Genomic DNA, 14,144 nt, shown 5'->3' with positions numbered 1-14,144 from the left:
CGATCGCTCTGAAATCTGCGATCGACGCTCTCCGGTTCCCGATTCCTCCTTTTGTCGGAGAATTATTTTCCTACCCCTACTTATATCTTTTGAGGGATTTGCTGCGACAAAGAGAATGATTACAGTATAATCATTCATTTGAAATCACTTGTTTTATGACCGCAACAACTCGACCTATTTTAACTAACTCTATAAAGATTGCAGGCATCACAATGCCAGGGATACTGCAATATTTTGAAACTTTAAACGCGGGGGATTTTGAAGCGACGGCTAATTTGTTTGCCGATGATGGGGTTCTGCACGCGCCGTTTGAAGATCCAATTATCGGCAGGATTGCGATCGCCACTTATCTAAAAAAAGAAGCACGAGGAATGCAGCTAGAACCCCAGAAAGGTGTCAGCAAAATTTTAGAAGATGGCAATGTGGAAGTTCAGGTCAGCGGCCGGGTGCAAACTTCCGCCTTTGGTGTTAATGTCGGATGGCTGTTCTTGCTCAATTCTGACCAAAAAATCCTTTCTGTTACGGTCAAACTGTTAGCTTCTCCCCAAGAATTGCTAAATCTGCGGTCACATAAGAAATAAGCTGTTTGATAATCTGTTTCAGATTTAAATTGCCTATTTGGGTTTGACCTGTCGATCGCACGTAATAGCTAAAGTCGTGCGATCGCCAGGTTAATCGGCTCTTTATCGCCAGAATCAGGCAGAAACCGGGTTTTTTCCAAATCTTTGGTAAAGTGCCACTCACGGTATAAAAATCCCGTTTCTGCGGTATTTGTGCGATCGGGACTGTACCCCTACAATCTTACAGTCTCGCCTTGGGCTGACGCTACTGCACGGAAAATTGGCTGTCACCGCAGCGCGTGCGACAGACAGCCAAAGCGAGTCTAAAAGTGCATTGCCAATCATTAATGACTAATGACTAATGACTAACGACTAATTAAGATTTTTCCGGCAAACTCGCTTCCAACTTTAGACAGTTGCGACCGTCTATTTGCAAAGTGTAGTCCACCCGATCCATAAGTCTACTCATAATCAGCCAGCCGTAGCCGCTTTCCTGTTTAGCTTCCGGCCTCGGGGGATTGTAAGTATCCATTTCGTAACCTTTACCGTAATCCCAAATTTCTAAACCAATATCCCTATTTTTTAAATTCAAGCGAATTAACACGGGCAAATTGGGTTGATCTTTGTGAGCATGGCGGATCACGTTAGAATAGGCTTCTGCTAACACCAAGCGCAAACGATTCGACTGACGTGGCCAATCGACGTGCTCTCCTAGCTCTACTTCCAAACTGCTCAGCAACCAGTTTTCAACAATTGTTAAAAACCGCAAGTCGCTTGGCACATGAAGCTCAGTATTCATAAAAAAATCCCGTAAGTTTGAAAACCCCTGTGTCTTCACACCAGGTATGAAACACGACGCGCCGAATGGATTCGGCCTCAATACTTGTCGCTACTCGGGGGATACTAGCCTTTTCTGTTTAAAAATCAGGCATTCGTCAGTCGGTAGAAGGCAGAAGTTAAGAGTATAGTTGAAAATTTTTGTTATGGGCTTAAAACCCATTAACAATTGATAATTATACCGAGACTGCAAGCAGCGAGGTATAAAAAATCTGTGTTTCAATCCTTGGCTTTTAAGCGTTGGTTTTTTCTGACGAATGCCTTCTACCTTAACCCTTGACAGGTATTTAATCCCCCAGGAAAGCGATTCAGGAAACTAGCAGCGCCATCGCTGGCTAGGTTTTTTACTGTGGTTTTTGACTGTTGACGATAACGCCGTCTTTTGCAGGACTACCCTATGGGCCGTCAACAAGCAGGGCTTAAGTTTTTTCGGCTCTCACCCCCGACTATGCGTCGGGAGTCGCTGACAGATTCAAAGAACCTCCAGAGAGAGTATGGTTTGGTCGTCTTCCTGAACGGGATTATCGGCTCGGATGTGAGCCAACAAATTGTCCAAGTTGAAAGAACCAGGTTCCTGAATCAAGAGTTGCCAAAGCCCTTCTTGTTGTAGCATAGAACGGGTTGGTACACCCCCTGCTACCGCTTGACTTGTCACGCTAGCTTCAGTAATTCCGTCACTCGTCAGCAGAAATACATCTCCTGACTTTAGTTCGATCGTACCTGCTTTGCCTCTCCAAACTGGTAGTATCCCCAAGGGAATGCCACGAGCTTTCAGGAAATTCGGCTCGACAGGCGTTTTACCGCTAGCGGCTTGAGCTTTCACCTCCGAGTGAGACCACACGATCGGGTAAATGTGACCGGCATTAGCAAAGGCGAGGTGTCCGGTTGACGGAGTGTAACGAGCTACAACCATTGTAATAAAATGGTTGTTGCCGATCAGGTCGTCAGACATAGTGCTATTCATGTTCTGCATAACTTGATCGGGCTCTGGAGAAACTTCTTGGGAAAGTTCCCGCCGCATCACCGAAATCGCGCTGGCCATAAATAGAGCAGCCGGAACTCCCTTACCCGAAACATCTCCCACCGCTATCCAAATATCCCCCTGAGAGTGAACGTAGACTTCAAAAAAGTCGCCGCCAACTTCCCGCGCGGGATAACAGCAAGCTTGCACCCTGACTGTTTCAAAATCCGGCCAACTTTGGCGCAACAAGTTTGTTTGGATTTGGCGAGCCACTTCCAACTCGTTTTGCATCTGCTTGGCTAAATCCAGAGTCCGCTGGTAGAGCTTAGCTTGAGACAGGGCGAGAGCAGCTTGAGCTGCTACACCTTCTATTAACTCTATATCTTCTGCCGACCAAGGGTTAGCGCCGCCAATCTGGCACAAAGCCAGTACCGCCAGCAATTCTTGCTGGTAAGTCAGGGGCACGGCAATCTCAACCGAGTTACCATCCCCCCCACTGTTTGGGTTCACTTGAGTTTGGCGGCTGGCTACGGCTTGAACCAGCAAATTTTCATCAAAAGAAAAGCTACTGGCTTCAGAGGTTTGGGATTGGTAGGGGAAGGTACTTGGCAATAGTCGATCGGCTTCTACCGGCCGCAGCATACAATAGTTGGCCTCAAAAGTTTGACCTACGGTTTGAACAATAGTTTGTACCATACTAGAGTAATCAAGCGACCCGCGAATCACGCTCATTACCTCATTGAACAGAGATTCCTTGCGTAAAGCGCGGCGCAATGCAACGCTGCGCTGCTTGTAGTATTTGTAAGTATCTGAGGCTTGATTGATCACCAATTTGAGTTCTTCTGGATTCCACGGTTTGGTGATGTATTTGAAAACTTGACCTGAGTTGATGGCCTCAACCAAATCTTCAACATCGGTGTATCCCGTTAGCAGAATCCGAATCGTATCGGGAAATCGCTCGACTGTTTTCCCCAAAAACTCGGTGCCATTCATTTCTGGCATCCGCTGGTCAGATATAATCACCGCCATCTCACCCTGTTCGTCTAGAACTTCCAGGGCGCTGAGGGCGCTATCTGCTTTGTAAACCTGAAAGTCGCGTCGAAACGTCCGGTACAATAAATCCAAGTTGTCGGGTTCGTCATCGACTACCATCAGTTTCAGCTTGCTTCCATCTCCCCGACTCATCTTTCTTCCCCCTTGAAAACCCCCACCATAGCTGTAATCAGCAAGGTGGCGGGAGGAAAAGGGGGGCTGGATATATGCAACATATCAGTTACGTCAAGTTGAGTTAAAGAAACCCGTTTTACCTCAAGGTGAGCATTCCTTTCGCACCATCTGTTCGCACAGATGAGAGGCTTTCGATACTGTAACCCGCCTCGGTAGGCCGCTTCAATAGGGAAAATTCCCGAGTCAGCTTTCACGCTGTGATACGAGCAATGATCTTGTTAGCAGTTGGTACTTTTCTAAACACACCAGCATTCAAAACGGCTAATTAATGCTCTGATTGCAGAGTTCTTAACTAGCTGGGCACTGTCCTCGGTGTGAATTTTAACACTTACTACTAAGGCAGGTATTGCTACCTAAGTCTGGTCAACACCGGCTGTATTTCAAGCCCCACTGTACCCGGAGGGTTAGTGGTTGGTTGTTGGCGCTATTGCCTACATCTTTGCCGAATCGTACTTGATTGCTGCATGCAAGTCTCCTTAATCTCTGAACTTTTTGCAGCAAGCATATTACTACTGCCGAATCAAGTTATTCTTTCTGCCAGTCTGAGCTTAGCAGAACGAGAGCGGGGATTTCTAGCGACTTCTTCGGATTGTGGGACGATCGGCTTTTTTGTCAGTACCTGCAAATTGGGTGTTCCTCTGAGTTGGTGCTTGACTGGTCGGTCTTCGAGACTGTGAAATGTAATGATTCCGATTCTCCCACCTGGTTTTAACCACCTGGGCGCTTGGTTGAGGAAAGTTTCTAAAGAAGCGAGTTCGGAGTTGACAGCTATCCTTAAAGCTTGGAAAGTACGGGTGGCCGGATGGATTCTGCCGTTGCGCTGCTTGGGGGGGAAGCTGGAGGCGATCGCCCCTGCAAGTTCTGTTGTAGTTTGAAAAGGGCGCCCTTGCACAATCCGCCTTGCGATGCGCCGCGACAGTCGCTCCTCGCCGTACCTGTAAATAATATCTGCTAGTTTAACTTCTTCCCAGTGGTTGATAATCTCTTCTGCCGTCAAAGATTGCTGCTGGTTCATACGCATATCTAGTTGAGCTGGGTGGCGAAAACTAAATCCTCGTTCCGGTGTATCGAACTGAGCAGAGCTGACGCCCAAGTCTGCTATGATACCATCAAATTCAGCCTCTGGGGACTGATATTCAGCAAAGTTGCCGTGCCAAAACTCAACGGGCGAGTTGGCAAATCGGGCTTGGCAAAAACGGATGGCTTGTTCATCGCGGTCGATCACCACCACTGTAACATCAGCCGCTGCCGCTAAAATCAAACTCGTGTGTCCGCCGCCCCCAAGCGTCGCGTCCAAATAGCGGCCGCCGGGACGCACAGCTAAACCGGCAATTAACTCTTGACCCAAAACTGGAACGTGATAGGTGTCAATACTGACATCTGATCCAGGGGTATCCTTCTCAGAGAGCTCGATATCCTTCATAATCATAAAAGCCAAACAAAAATCAACAATAGCTAGTAATCATTAATTCATTTAATTATGTCAAGAATTGAGACTAGAACCGAACCGATGGTACTCAACATGGGGCCGCACCACCCTTCAATGCACGGGGTACTCCGGTTAATTGTCACCCTGGACGGGGAAGATGTGGTGGACTGCGAGCCAGTTTTGGGCTATCTGCACCGGGGGATGGAAAAAATTGCCGAAAACCGCACCAACGTGATGTACGTGCCCTACGTGAGTCGCTGGGACTACGCTGCCGGGATGTTTAACGAAGCGGTGACAGTGAATGCACCGGAAAAGTTGGCAAATATTGCTGTCCCCAGACGGGCTAGTTATATTCGGGTAATTATGCTGGAGTTGAACCGGATTGCTAACCACTTGATGTGGGTAGGGCCGTTTTTGGCGGACGTGGGCGCGCAAACTCCTTTTTTCTATACTATGCGCGATCGCGAACCAATTCTCGACTTGTGGGAAGCAGCCACAGGTTATCGCATGGTGAATAATAACTATTTCCGCATTGGCGGAGTTGCCGCCGATTTGCCTTACGGTTGGGTAGATAAGTGCCAAGATTTCTGCGATTATTTCGTTCCCAAAATTGACGAGTACGAACGTTTAATTACCAACAATCCAATCTTCCGCCGCCGGATTGAAGGCCTGGGTACGATTTCTCGCAACGAAGCGATTAACTGGGGACTTTCCGGCCCCATGTTGCGCGGTTCCGGCGTAAATTGGGATTTGCGGAAAGTTGACCATTACGAATGTTATGACGACTTCGACTGGGAAGTTTGTACCGAAGCTGCTGGCGATTGTTTAGCCCGGTATTTAGTACGGATTCGGGAGATGCGCGAGTCTGTTAAGATTATCTATCAAGCCTTGAAAGGACTCCCCGGCGGCCCTTACGAGAATTTGGAAGCGAAGCGCTTAGAAAGCGGGCCAAAATCGGAATGGAATGGTTTTGACTATCAATTTATTGGCAAAAAAGTTGCCCCGACTTTTAAGATTCCCAAGGGCGAACATTATGTCCGCGTTGAAAGCGGCAAGGGTGAGTTGGGGATTTATATTATCGGGGATGATAGTGTGTTTCCTTGGCGCTGGAAGATTCGGGCTGCGGATTTTAATAATTTGCAGATTTTGCCTCACATTGTGCGCGGCGTGAAGATTGCCGATTTGGTGGCGATTTTGGGGAGTATCGACATTATTATGGGTTCGGTTGACAGGTAGGTTTTGTCGGTTTTAATCTGAGAATTTAACCCGGTTTTTTTAGGGAACCGGGTTGATTTTTTAGAACCGCAGATAAACGCGGATAGATATCGATTAACTTTGCTGTTAACGTAGCTAAAATATACCTTATTTCTCTCTTCTCTCTTCCTCTGTGCCCTCTGCGCCCTCTGCGGTCAATAAAAAAAATCTCTCCTTCACAAATGAAATAACATCAACTTTGATTCGATAAATTATGAAAGTTCAGCAACCAGATATCAATGACAGCAACCCGGAACTGTGTGCTTTAATCTGCGAAAGAATTGCCGCCAGTCCCCAGCAGCGTATTACTTTTGCTGAATATATGGATTTGGCATTATATCATCCGCAGCACGGTTATTATAATAGCGATCGCCCGTCGATCGGCAAACAAGGCGATTTTATCACGTCGTCTCATTGGGGGGCTGATTTTGCGGAGGTTTTGGCAGAGCAGTTTGTGGAAATGTGGGAATTGCTCGATCGCCCTTTCAATTTTGCGATCGTAGAAATGGGCGCTGGGCGGGGAAATTTTGCCGAAAATGTGCTGCAATATCTGCAACGGCAATATCCCGATTTATTTCAGATTTTAGAATATATCATTATTGAAGTTTCCCCTGTACTCCAAGCGGAACAGCGGCAAATGTTAGCCGATATCAAGTGTGTTAAGTGGTGTAATTGGGATGAGTTAATTAATAACTCAATTGTGGGTTGTTTCTTTTCTAATGAGTTAGTGGATGCTTTACCCGTGCATCAATTTATTCTGGAACAAGGGCAAGTTAGGGAGATTTACGTTGCCGCAGAAACACCAAAAAATGAGCAAGAAGAAATAAAATTTGTTGAGATAGTTGGCGAAGTTTCTACGCCTAAAATTGCTGAATATTTTGATTTGGTGGGACTCGATTTGTCGGCGAGTGTTTACGGGGATGGTTATCGCAGTGAGGTGAATTTGGCGGCTTTGGACTGGATGAGTACAGTTTCTCAAAAGTTGCAGCGGGGATATTTGTTAACTATTGATTACGGTTATCCGGCGCACCGCTATTACAATCCGAGGCGCAGGGAGGGGACGCTACAGTGTTATTATCTGCACCGATATCACAATAATCCTTATATTAATGTGGGGTGGCAGGATTTAACGGCTCATGTTAATTTTACGGCGCTGGAAAGGCAGGGTGAATTGTGCGGCTTGGAGGTAGTAGGGTTTACTCAGCAGGCTTTGTTTTTGATGGCGTTGGGTTTGGGCGATCGCCTTGCTTCTCTGTCTACAAATGATGCCGAAGTATTGGATGTGGCAACGTTTTTGCGGCGCCGGGAGGCTTTGCATCAATTAATCGATCCGATGGGTTTGGGGGGTTTTGGGGTTTTGGTGCAGTCGAAGGGGTTGAGGGAGGAGGAAAAGGGGAGAATATTGAAGGGTTTGATGGTGCCTGATTAGTTATTCGATCGATTTGCTTATATCGATTACGCAAGCTTACTCAACGGCGGAAATTCCCATTTTCCCGAATATAAAGTAGATGGCAGCTTTAAACAATAAGCAGCAGGAATTACTTCGATCAGCCACCAATTAAACATATCTCGTCTGGCTTCAGTAAAACCAGAAATGGCATCACCAGTAATCCCATCATACAGAATATCTAAGATGGCATTATAAGCTGTTTTCGTATTGAGTGTTTGCAGCAAGCCGTAAAAGATATTGTAAGCTTCGTCAGTAGCTTGATATTTTCCGATTTTGTTGATATTAGGAAACAACGTATCAGCCCAAGTTTCTGGGATTTCACAACTATTCTTCAGCCAACAAGATACAATTCCTTCAACGATATCAGCTTTGTGTTCTTCAGGAAAGTAATGTTTAATAGTCGGTTTAGCTGCTAATGCTATTCCATAAGCCATATAGACGTATCGCTGATGGGATATTGCATCATTAGGCATTCCAAAGGCTGTCATTACTTCTACAAAAGCTTCTTCTACATTGCACTTTCCATCTCGTTCGTATAAATCGCGATACTTTCTGTCCCAAACTGTATGAAGTGTTTGTTGTAATTGCTCTGGAATATCTGAATTGTTGGGCAACTTGAAATCGGTGTAATGACCTATGTCAAACTGTATCATTGACTTTCCCTCATGATGTATTTTTTTTAATCATAAACCCAAAAAAAGCTAATCTTAAGCTTCCCATCTACCGCCCATTTCAAATTAACTGCAAACTCTGCTCGAATCCCTCGGATTCAGCCCATTTTAATCGTTGTTGAATAGACATCCCCTGCAACTTTTTACTCATTTCATATAAATCCACTTGCGGATAATCCCCCTTAAATAGCGGAATTAAAGCATCAACAACAGCAGCAATTCCCTCCGGCGGCACTGCATTCCCAATCTGCCGCCGCACTTCAGTCGTAGAACCTTCAAAAACAAAATCATCGGGAAATGTTTGCAATCTTGCTCTCTCTCGGTTAGTCAATGCTCTCGGTTCTTTATAATGATATCCCCAAGTGCCACCGCCGCCACCAGCAATGATTGTGCTAGAGGGTTGATTCGGATCTAATCTCCGATAAACGTGACTGATCAAGCCTTTAACGTAGAGTGGACTATTTCTGGGAATATCACTAAAATTTCCACCGGGTTTTATCTGTGCCAATCTTTGTTGAGTTTTTGGATGAATTTTATGATTTTCATTGTTTTCTCGTACTTTCTCGACACCTTTAAGTGCTTCAGCAGCAGTTCGGTAAGGGTTACGATTTAGTCCATATTCAGGTTGAGGATGAATAAAGTTAAATCCTGTATCCTTCTGAATTCCGACTAATAACACTCTTTCCCGAAATTGGGGAACTCCGTAATCTGCAAAGTTGTATAGCTTAGGCTTGACTAGGTATCCAGGTTCTATGTTTTCAAAGTCCTGTATAATCTGCTTGATAGCCTGATGATTATTAGCACTTAACAAACCTTTGACATTTTCAGCCACAAATGCTTTAGGCTGTTTCTGTTTAACAAACTCTCGGAAGTATGTGTACAAATTTCCTCTCTCTACATCCAGTCCGTAACGCTTCCAAATCAGAGAAAAATCTTGACAGGGAAAGCCTCCAATAATAATATCGGCATCGGGAACGTCTTGTTTAATATCATTAATTTTTTCTATTGAGTTATGGATAATTACCGGAGAAATATTCCTTTTGAAAGTCTCGCAAGCATATTTATTTGAGTCTATTGCCCAAACTACTTCAAATCCCGCCATCTTAAATGGCAAATCCATGCCACCGCAACCTGAAAACAAGGATATCAGTTTTGGTGGCTTCTCCCAGGTGCGCTTGAGACGTTCGAGTGACATAGAGGCGATCGCTTCCTTTTAGCCTCCTTTCCTACTGAGGCAGTAACAGCTTTTTCATCATAGATGAGGGATCACAGCCTAAATGTAAAGCTTTGTAACAGAAAATTTGTGGGGTGGTCGCAGCCAGGAGAGCCTGCTATAATCACAATACAGGTAAAATTACAACAAATAATTTATGCAGGTAGCCGAGCGAAGTGACACTGGCACAGGCATCAAAGCAATACTGGGTTTGACAGAGGAGATGCAGATTGGGACAACCTCCTCAGACCCCTATTTGGGTTCTCCAACCTTTGACGAGGTGCCGTTTCACGTTCATGTAGGATGCAGGCCCGCTTTGGGTACGTACATCATTATCGTGGGTGATGCTGACGAGTTTGTTCACTACGGACGCATCATCAGCGGTACAGAAAATAACCCGCGTGCCAACCCATCATCCCTGCAACAAAATCAGGCTTTTCAAGTAGGTTTGAGAGATCCGAGACCAACGGATAAAGCACCTCACGTTACCCGCGTGATGGCCGCCGAAGTCTTGGGCGAAATACACCTGCACGATGACAAAAATATAACTGTCAAAGAGCCAAATCATTTAGCACAAACTGGCAAAGGTGTCTATGAATTACCAGCAAATAAGATTCCGCATTTGCTCAATATTCCCGACTCATCCGATCCCGACTCATTCGATCGGGGATTTCACATTGGGCGAATCGAATCGGGGAATAGTTCAGTAGACTTTATATTGCCAATGGAGGCGATCGCGCGGCATTTGGCAGTAGTTGGAAAAACTGGCGTAGGTAAAAGCTATTTTGTCGGGGTTTTGGTGGAGGAATTGGTACGACATGGCATTCCCGTCATTGCCTTTGACGTGCTCGGCGATATGGTCAAAGCAACAGAAGATTTGGGAGGTTGCAACTTTAAAGCAGGAGAAAACTTTCGAGTACCCTATTCTGTTATTGGAGGGAAAGAATTTCTGGGATTTGTCCCAAATTTAACACCCGACCAACTGGAGATAGTGTCTTTTGCTTATGATGCTCTGTTCAACAAAGCATTCAAGACCTTAGACGAGACAGCAGCAGTCAACATTCCCATTAAAAATCTACTCGGCGAAATTCAGAACCTAGCCGCAGAATTTGGTCAAACTGCCGTAGGAGGGCGGGCGGCAAAGAAGGTTGAAACTGCTTTCAACCGCAACTCGCTGTTAACTGCGAAAACCGAAGAATGGTTGAGCGAATTTGTAAAAAAACCGATAACTAACATCTTTGTCGGACATTTGAGCCAACAGCAGCGCAATTTAATAGTAGGAGCGACAGCCCGACTGCTGCAAGCACTCCGAAAGCGAGAACAAGTTCCGCCCTTTGTATTTGTTCTGGATGAAGCTCATTTCTTCTTGCCGTCAGCAGGAGAAACAACGCCATCAACTTTGGTGATTCGAGAGATGATCCGCACTGCTCGCCACGACGGAATCGGGATCGCATTAATTACTCAAAGTCCAGCATCTATGGACAAACAAGTAATTTTAACGTGCAATACGCGGGTAGTATTTGCCCTCGATCCAGATGACCTTAGATTAGTGTCAGGTACGATGGGAGATGTTTCAGAAGAGATGAAAGCCCGCATTCCCAAATTAGCAAAAGGAACTGCCATTATCTCGTCTGCTACCGATATCATGCGCCATCCAGCGCTTATTAAAGTTCGCCAGCGCCAAACCAGGCACGGCGCGCCAACGCCCAACTTAGCAGAGGAGGTAATGAAATGGCGAAAGATGCAGGAATTCTAATTCAAAATGTTATGGAATTGCTGGATAAAGAGCCAGATGGATTAGAATTTGCAGAGATTTTCGACCAACTCAGTCGAGCCCAAGATGTAGGCTCAGAAAGAGGTGTACGCAATCTCCTCAACCGACTGGCAAAAGAAGGAAAGCTAATTAGACGCAAAGGTTGGAGTACAAAACCGGGCGCACAGCCTTATATTTACTGTCACCCTAAAACCCAACCGCGCCAACTTGAAATTCCGGGTATTAAAGAGTATCGAGTTCATAGTAAAACAGAGTTTGAAATTGGGGAATTAAATCAGGAAGAACGACAGCAACAGCAAAAAGCTGTTTCTGTTTTAGAAAGTATCGCCAGCGGTCATTTACATCAAGAATCTTACGCGCGAGCAATTATTGAAGCTGCGCCTAAGTTAGCAGCCGAAAATCCGGTAGAGTTAGTAATTGGGATGGCGCGTTGGCTAGTTGACGATCTGAACAAGCTGGCGGCTGAAATAGAGCGCAAATTGAAACGTGGGGCAGTAGATGAAGCGAAAAAAATGGCTGTGAAACTCGATTCGCAGTTAGGATGGGCAAAGCGTTATTTTCAAGAATTCTGGAAGCTATACGATCGCGTCGAAGAACTGCCTGGTATTTTGGAATTGCCGTCTCAAGCCAAGCGCTTTCGCTTGTACGGAGAAACTGCTAAATTAGATGAAAAACAAGCTAGGTATCAACTGAAAAAACGCATTTTTGGCGATCGGTTAATAGAAGAAAAACTGTTGCCCACCAACTTGCACAAATCAGCAGCAGGTACAGATGCCTCTGTAGCAGACTTGTTTTTAGAACACACATCTGGCAGTTTTATTCCCCCCGATCCTGTGGTGGTTCCCACTTCAGCGGCAGCGTTAGTGACTAACTCCAAATACGGCTTTCCAGACGAATACCAAGATTTCGATATCTTTCCAGATAAACTCAAGGACTATGACGACCATACCGCTGCTGCAAATGGCTTAGTCTTGTCGCCAACTCTGGCACGAAACTTTGTGGAAGAGAGTAATTTACAGCATACTCGCAAGGCTGCAATGGATCTCCGCCAATACTGGCAGGATTTTCGGATTGCTACTAAAGAAGCGGATTGGCGACCAATGGGCAATTCGCCAGAGTTAGGAACTAAAAACAAGCCGACATTGATTATACGTGATGGTCGAATCTTTCCCTTGGTACACCGATTGAGAGATTATGAAACTGGCGGTTTGTATGGGCAAATTGTTCGCAGCGAGATTGAGAAATTCATGCAAGTTTTTCACAATACTCTATTAGGCTCAGGATTAGATAATATTGTGTACGGTGCTGCTGTTAAAAATCCTGGGATGTCGTGGCTCGCACCTTTGGTATTTTGGTATCTGTACGTTAATAAATGTGCCGTAGACGGGAGAGTTGCAGTTAGCAATGCTGAGGAAGTTTATCAATATCCTTTTGCAGATACAGCAGTATCGCATTTACTATTTTTGGGTGTAGCAAAGAATGCGAGAAACTTCTCTCCCGATCGCCTATTTATTACCTGCCGAGTTCTGCGACGTTTCTCAGATATTGCCCTCGAAGCAGAGGAAATGTCTCCAGTAATCTCAGAAGGCGATGAAATTAAGCGAGTGATCGAGAACAATCCGAAAGATTGGACGGAGTTTATCGAGCAGCACATTAATAAGAAAAGAAAGCATTATCAGTCAACCAATCTAGATATAGACGACTACGGACCGTTCATTTATCTTTGTTCTAAAGTTGGCGTTTCTATGTGCTACGCTGCTCCCTCTTCTGCTTACGCATTGTTGTCAGGAAACAGCGGTATTTCAGCACATTTCTTGCTACCGCGACTGGAAGTCGCCATCAATACACAGCGATTGGAACAGGAGGCAGAACACCACGAACAAGAGTGTTTGGATGGTTTGCTTTCCTGGTTAGCGGCGGGACATATAGAGCTCGATCGCAGCCATACGCAATCAGGTTTTGATACGGGAAATCAAGAACATAGCCTTCCTATCCTAGTGCCTGATGTGATTGTTCGCGCCCATGAAGCTGCGACCTTTACCCGCGACAGGTTGGGTGAAGAGGTACAGGATCGCATTAGAGCACTGATTGCCGAATTGAGAAAACGTCTTGAAAAGGCACGCTGAGGATGTAGCAGCCTGATTTTCTCAGTATTGATGGTTAAATCGGGTCGCGATACAGCCAGTGTCCATGCTGTCAGGGTTTTGAGAAATCCGCAATTACAAGGGCAAACAGACTTGACACCTACATCAATTTTTGCAATAATTATTTCTTGTAAGTGATATTGCAGCAAGCAGCGACAAATAGCTTCCGAAAAGCGATTGTCCGATCTGTTGCAGCTTGGCAATGAAAAAGCCAGCCCTAGCGATTGCCGTCGCGGGTGTCTGGCTGAAGTTCAATTAATTAACTTAAAAGGAGTTTACCATGTCTAAACACAAGGTAGCTGACTCGGCTTTGCTGTCAAATGTCGATTTGACTCCAACGCAAATTTCCACCAAACTCAGCCAGCAGACAAGAAAAAAGATTTCCTGCATCAAAGTCAACGAGACTTTGGAAAAACTGGGCTTGCAGCAAAAATTAAAGAGCACAGGAGGTAAGTGGCAGTGGCAACTGACAGAAGAAGGCAAAAAATACGGACGAGTCTATAAAGTAGAATCCAGTTATAGCAACTGGAGTGGCAATCAAGTTAAGTGGGGCGAAGAAATTATCGAGCTACTTAAGCAAAACTTGTTAAAGGTGACTGTTTAGCGATCACTCTCTACGTTCAC

11 protein-coding genes are annotated in these 14,144 nt (G+C 45.4%); 6 read left to right on the top strand and 5 right to left on the bottom strand.

All coding sequences use genetic code 11. From position 1 onward, the window contains the following. Positions 1-155: 155 nt before the first annotated feature. Positions 156-581, top strand: coding sequence for a nuclear transport factor 2 family protein (locus tag QUA90_RS08705; RefSeq protein WP_333324123.1), 426 nt, complete (start codon positions 156-158; stop codon positions 579-581). A gap of 355 nt (positions 582-936) precedes the next feature. Here the strand turns inward: QUA90_RS08705 and QUA90_RS08700 are convergent, their stop codons facing one another. The 3 genes from QUA90_RS08700 to rsmH all read right to left on the bottom strand — a co-directional run bounded on the left by QUA90_RS08700 (position 937) and on the right by rsmH (position 5,008). Beyond that, positions 937-1,359, bottom strand: a complete 423-nt coding sequence (locus tag QUA90_RS08700) for an ATP-binding protein (protein ID WP_006633914.1) — start codon at positions 1,357-1,359, stop codon at positions 937-939. Positions 1,360-1,869: 510 nt separating this feature from the next. Next, a complete protein-coding gene (locus QUA90_RS08695; RefSeq protein ID WP_333083089.1) occupies positions 1,870-3,543 on the bottom strand; it encodes a SpoIIE family protein phosphatase in 1,674 nt (557 codons plus the stop codon). A 562-nt stretch (positions 3,544-4,105) separates the two neighbouring features. Then, entirely contained in the window at positions 4,106-5,008 is a 903-nt protein-coding gene (rsmH, locus tag QUA90_RS08690) for a 16S rRNA (cytosine(1402)-N(4))-methyltransferase RsmH (RefSeq protein ID WP_333444960.1), read from the bottom strand. Positions 5,009-5,065: 57 nt separating this feature from the next. Between rsmH and QUA90_RS08685 the strand changes: the two genes are divergently transcribed. Both QUA90_RS08685 and QUA90_RS08680 read left to right on the top strand, forming a co-directional pair. Beyond that, on the top strand, positions 5,066-6,250 hold the full coding sequence (locus QUA90_RS08685) for an NAD(P)H-quinone oxidoreductase subunit H (RefSeq protein ID WP_333324118.1): 1,185 nt from the start codon (positions 5,066-5,068) through the stop codon (positions 6,248-6,250). Between the two features lie 232 nt (positions 6,251-6,482). Further along, positions 6,483-7,697, top strand: coding sequence for a class I SAM-dependent methyltransferase (locus tag QUA90_RS08680; protein ID WP_333444958.1), 1,215 nt, complete (start codon positions 6,483-6,485; stop codon positions 7,695-7,697). A gap of 26 nt (positions 7,698-7,723) precedes the next feature. Here QUA90_RS08680 and QUA90_RS08675 read toward each other — a convergent pair whose 3' ends face one another. Then, positions 7,724-8,371: a hypothetical protein gene (locus QUA90_RS08675; protein ID WP_333444955.1), complete on the bottom strand. Its 648-nt coding sequence runs from the start codon at positions 8,369-8,371 to the stop codon at positions 7,724-7,726. A gap of 79 nt (positions 8,372-8,450) precedes the next feature. Next, entirely contained in the window at positions 8,451-9,584 is a 1,134-nt protein-coding gene (locus QUA90_RS08670) for a DNA cytosine methyltransferase (protein WP_333444953.1), read from the bottom strand. A gap of 175 nt (positions 9,585-9,759) precedes the next feature. Here QUA90_RS08670 and QUA90_RS08665 point away from each other — a divergent pair, with 175 nt between their 5' ends. From QUA90_RS08665 to QUA90_RS08655, 3 genes are all read left to right on the top strand, one after another. Continuing rightward, on the top strand, positions 9,760-11,358 hold the full coding sequence (locus tag QUA90_RS08665; RefSeq protein ID WP_333444951.1) for an ATP-binding protein: 1,599 nt from the start codon (positions 9,760-9,762) through the stop codon (positions 11,356-11,358). Beyond that, the gene (locus QUA90_RS08660; protein WP_333444949.1) at positions 11,334-13,502 is read left to right on the top strand and encodes a hypothetical protein; all 2,169 of its coding nucleotides are present in this window, start codon (positions 11,334-11,336) and stop codon (positions 13,500-13,502) included. Before QUA90_RS08665 ends, QUA90_RS08660 begins: the two co-directional genes overlap by 25 nt. Before the next feature lie 298 nt (positions 13,503-13,800). After that, complete coding sequence (locus QUA90_RS08655; RefSeq protein WP_333444946.1) at positions 13,801-14,124, top strand: hypothetical protein; 324 nt, start codon at positions 13,801-13,803, stop codon at positions 14,122-14,124. Positions 14,125-14,144 lie beyond the last annotated feature (20 nt).

The sequence above is a fragment of the Microcoleus sp. D3_18_C4 genome, from assembly GCF_036702355.1.
Taxonomy (GTDB): Bacteria; Cyanobacteriota; Cyanobacteriia; order Cyanobacteriales; family Microcoleaceae; genus Microcoleus.
This window is presented reverse-complemented; position numbering and strand designations above follow the sequence as displayed.

What these genes read in the sequence shown, in the direction of transcription:
- QUA90_RS08675 (WP_333444955.1), bottom strand. Translation starts at nt 8,371, where the DNA reads ATGATACAGTTTGACATAGGTCATTACACCGATTTCAAGTTGCCCAAC.
- rsmH (WP_333444960.1), bottom strand. Translation starts at nt 5,008, where the DNA reads ATGAAGGATATCGAGCTCTCTGAGAAGGATACCCCTGGATCAGATGTC.
- QUA90_RS08705 (WP_333324123.1), top strand. Translation starts at nt 156, where the DNA reads ATGACCGCAACAACTCGACCTATTTTAACTAACTCTATAAAGATTGCA.
- QUA90_RS08670 (WP_333444953.1), bottom strand. Translation starts at nt 9,584, where the DNA reads ATGTCACTCGAACGTCTCAAGCGCACCTGGGAGAAGCCACCAAAACTG.
- QUA90_RS08695 (WP_333083089.1), bottom strand. Translation starts at nt 3,543, where the DNA reads ATGAGTCGGGGAGATGGAAGCAAGCTGAAACTGATGGTAGTCGATGAC.
- QUA90_RS08665 (WP_333444951.1), top strand. Translation starts at nt 9,760, where the DNA reads ATGCAGGTAGCCGAGCGAAGTGACACTGGCACAGGCATCAAAGCAATA.
- QUA90_RS08685 (WP_333324118.1), top strand. Translation starts at nt 5,066, where the DNA reads ATGTCAAGAATTGAGACTAGAACCGAACCGATGGTACTCAACATGGGG.
- QUA90_RS08655 (WP_333444946.1), top strand. Translation starts at nt 13,801, where the DNA reads ATGTCTAAACACAAGGTAGCTGACTCGGCTTTGCTGTCAAATGTCGAT.
- QUA90_RS08660 (WP_333444949.1), top strand. Translation starts at nt 11,334, where the DNA reads ATGGCGAAAGATGCAGGAATTCTAATTCAAAATGTTATGGAATTGCTG.
- QUA90_RS08680 (WP_333444958.1), top strand. Translation starts at nt 6,483, where the DNA reads ATGAAAGTTCAGCAACCAGATATCAATGACAGCAACCCGGAACTGTGT.
- QUA90_RS08700 (WP_006633914.1), bottom strand. Translation starts at nt 1,359, where the DNA reads ATGAATACTGAGCTTCATGTGCCAAGCGACTTGCGGTTTTTAACAATT.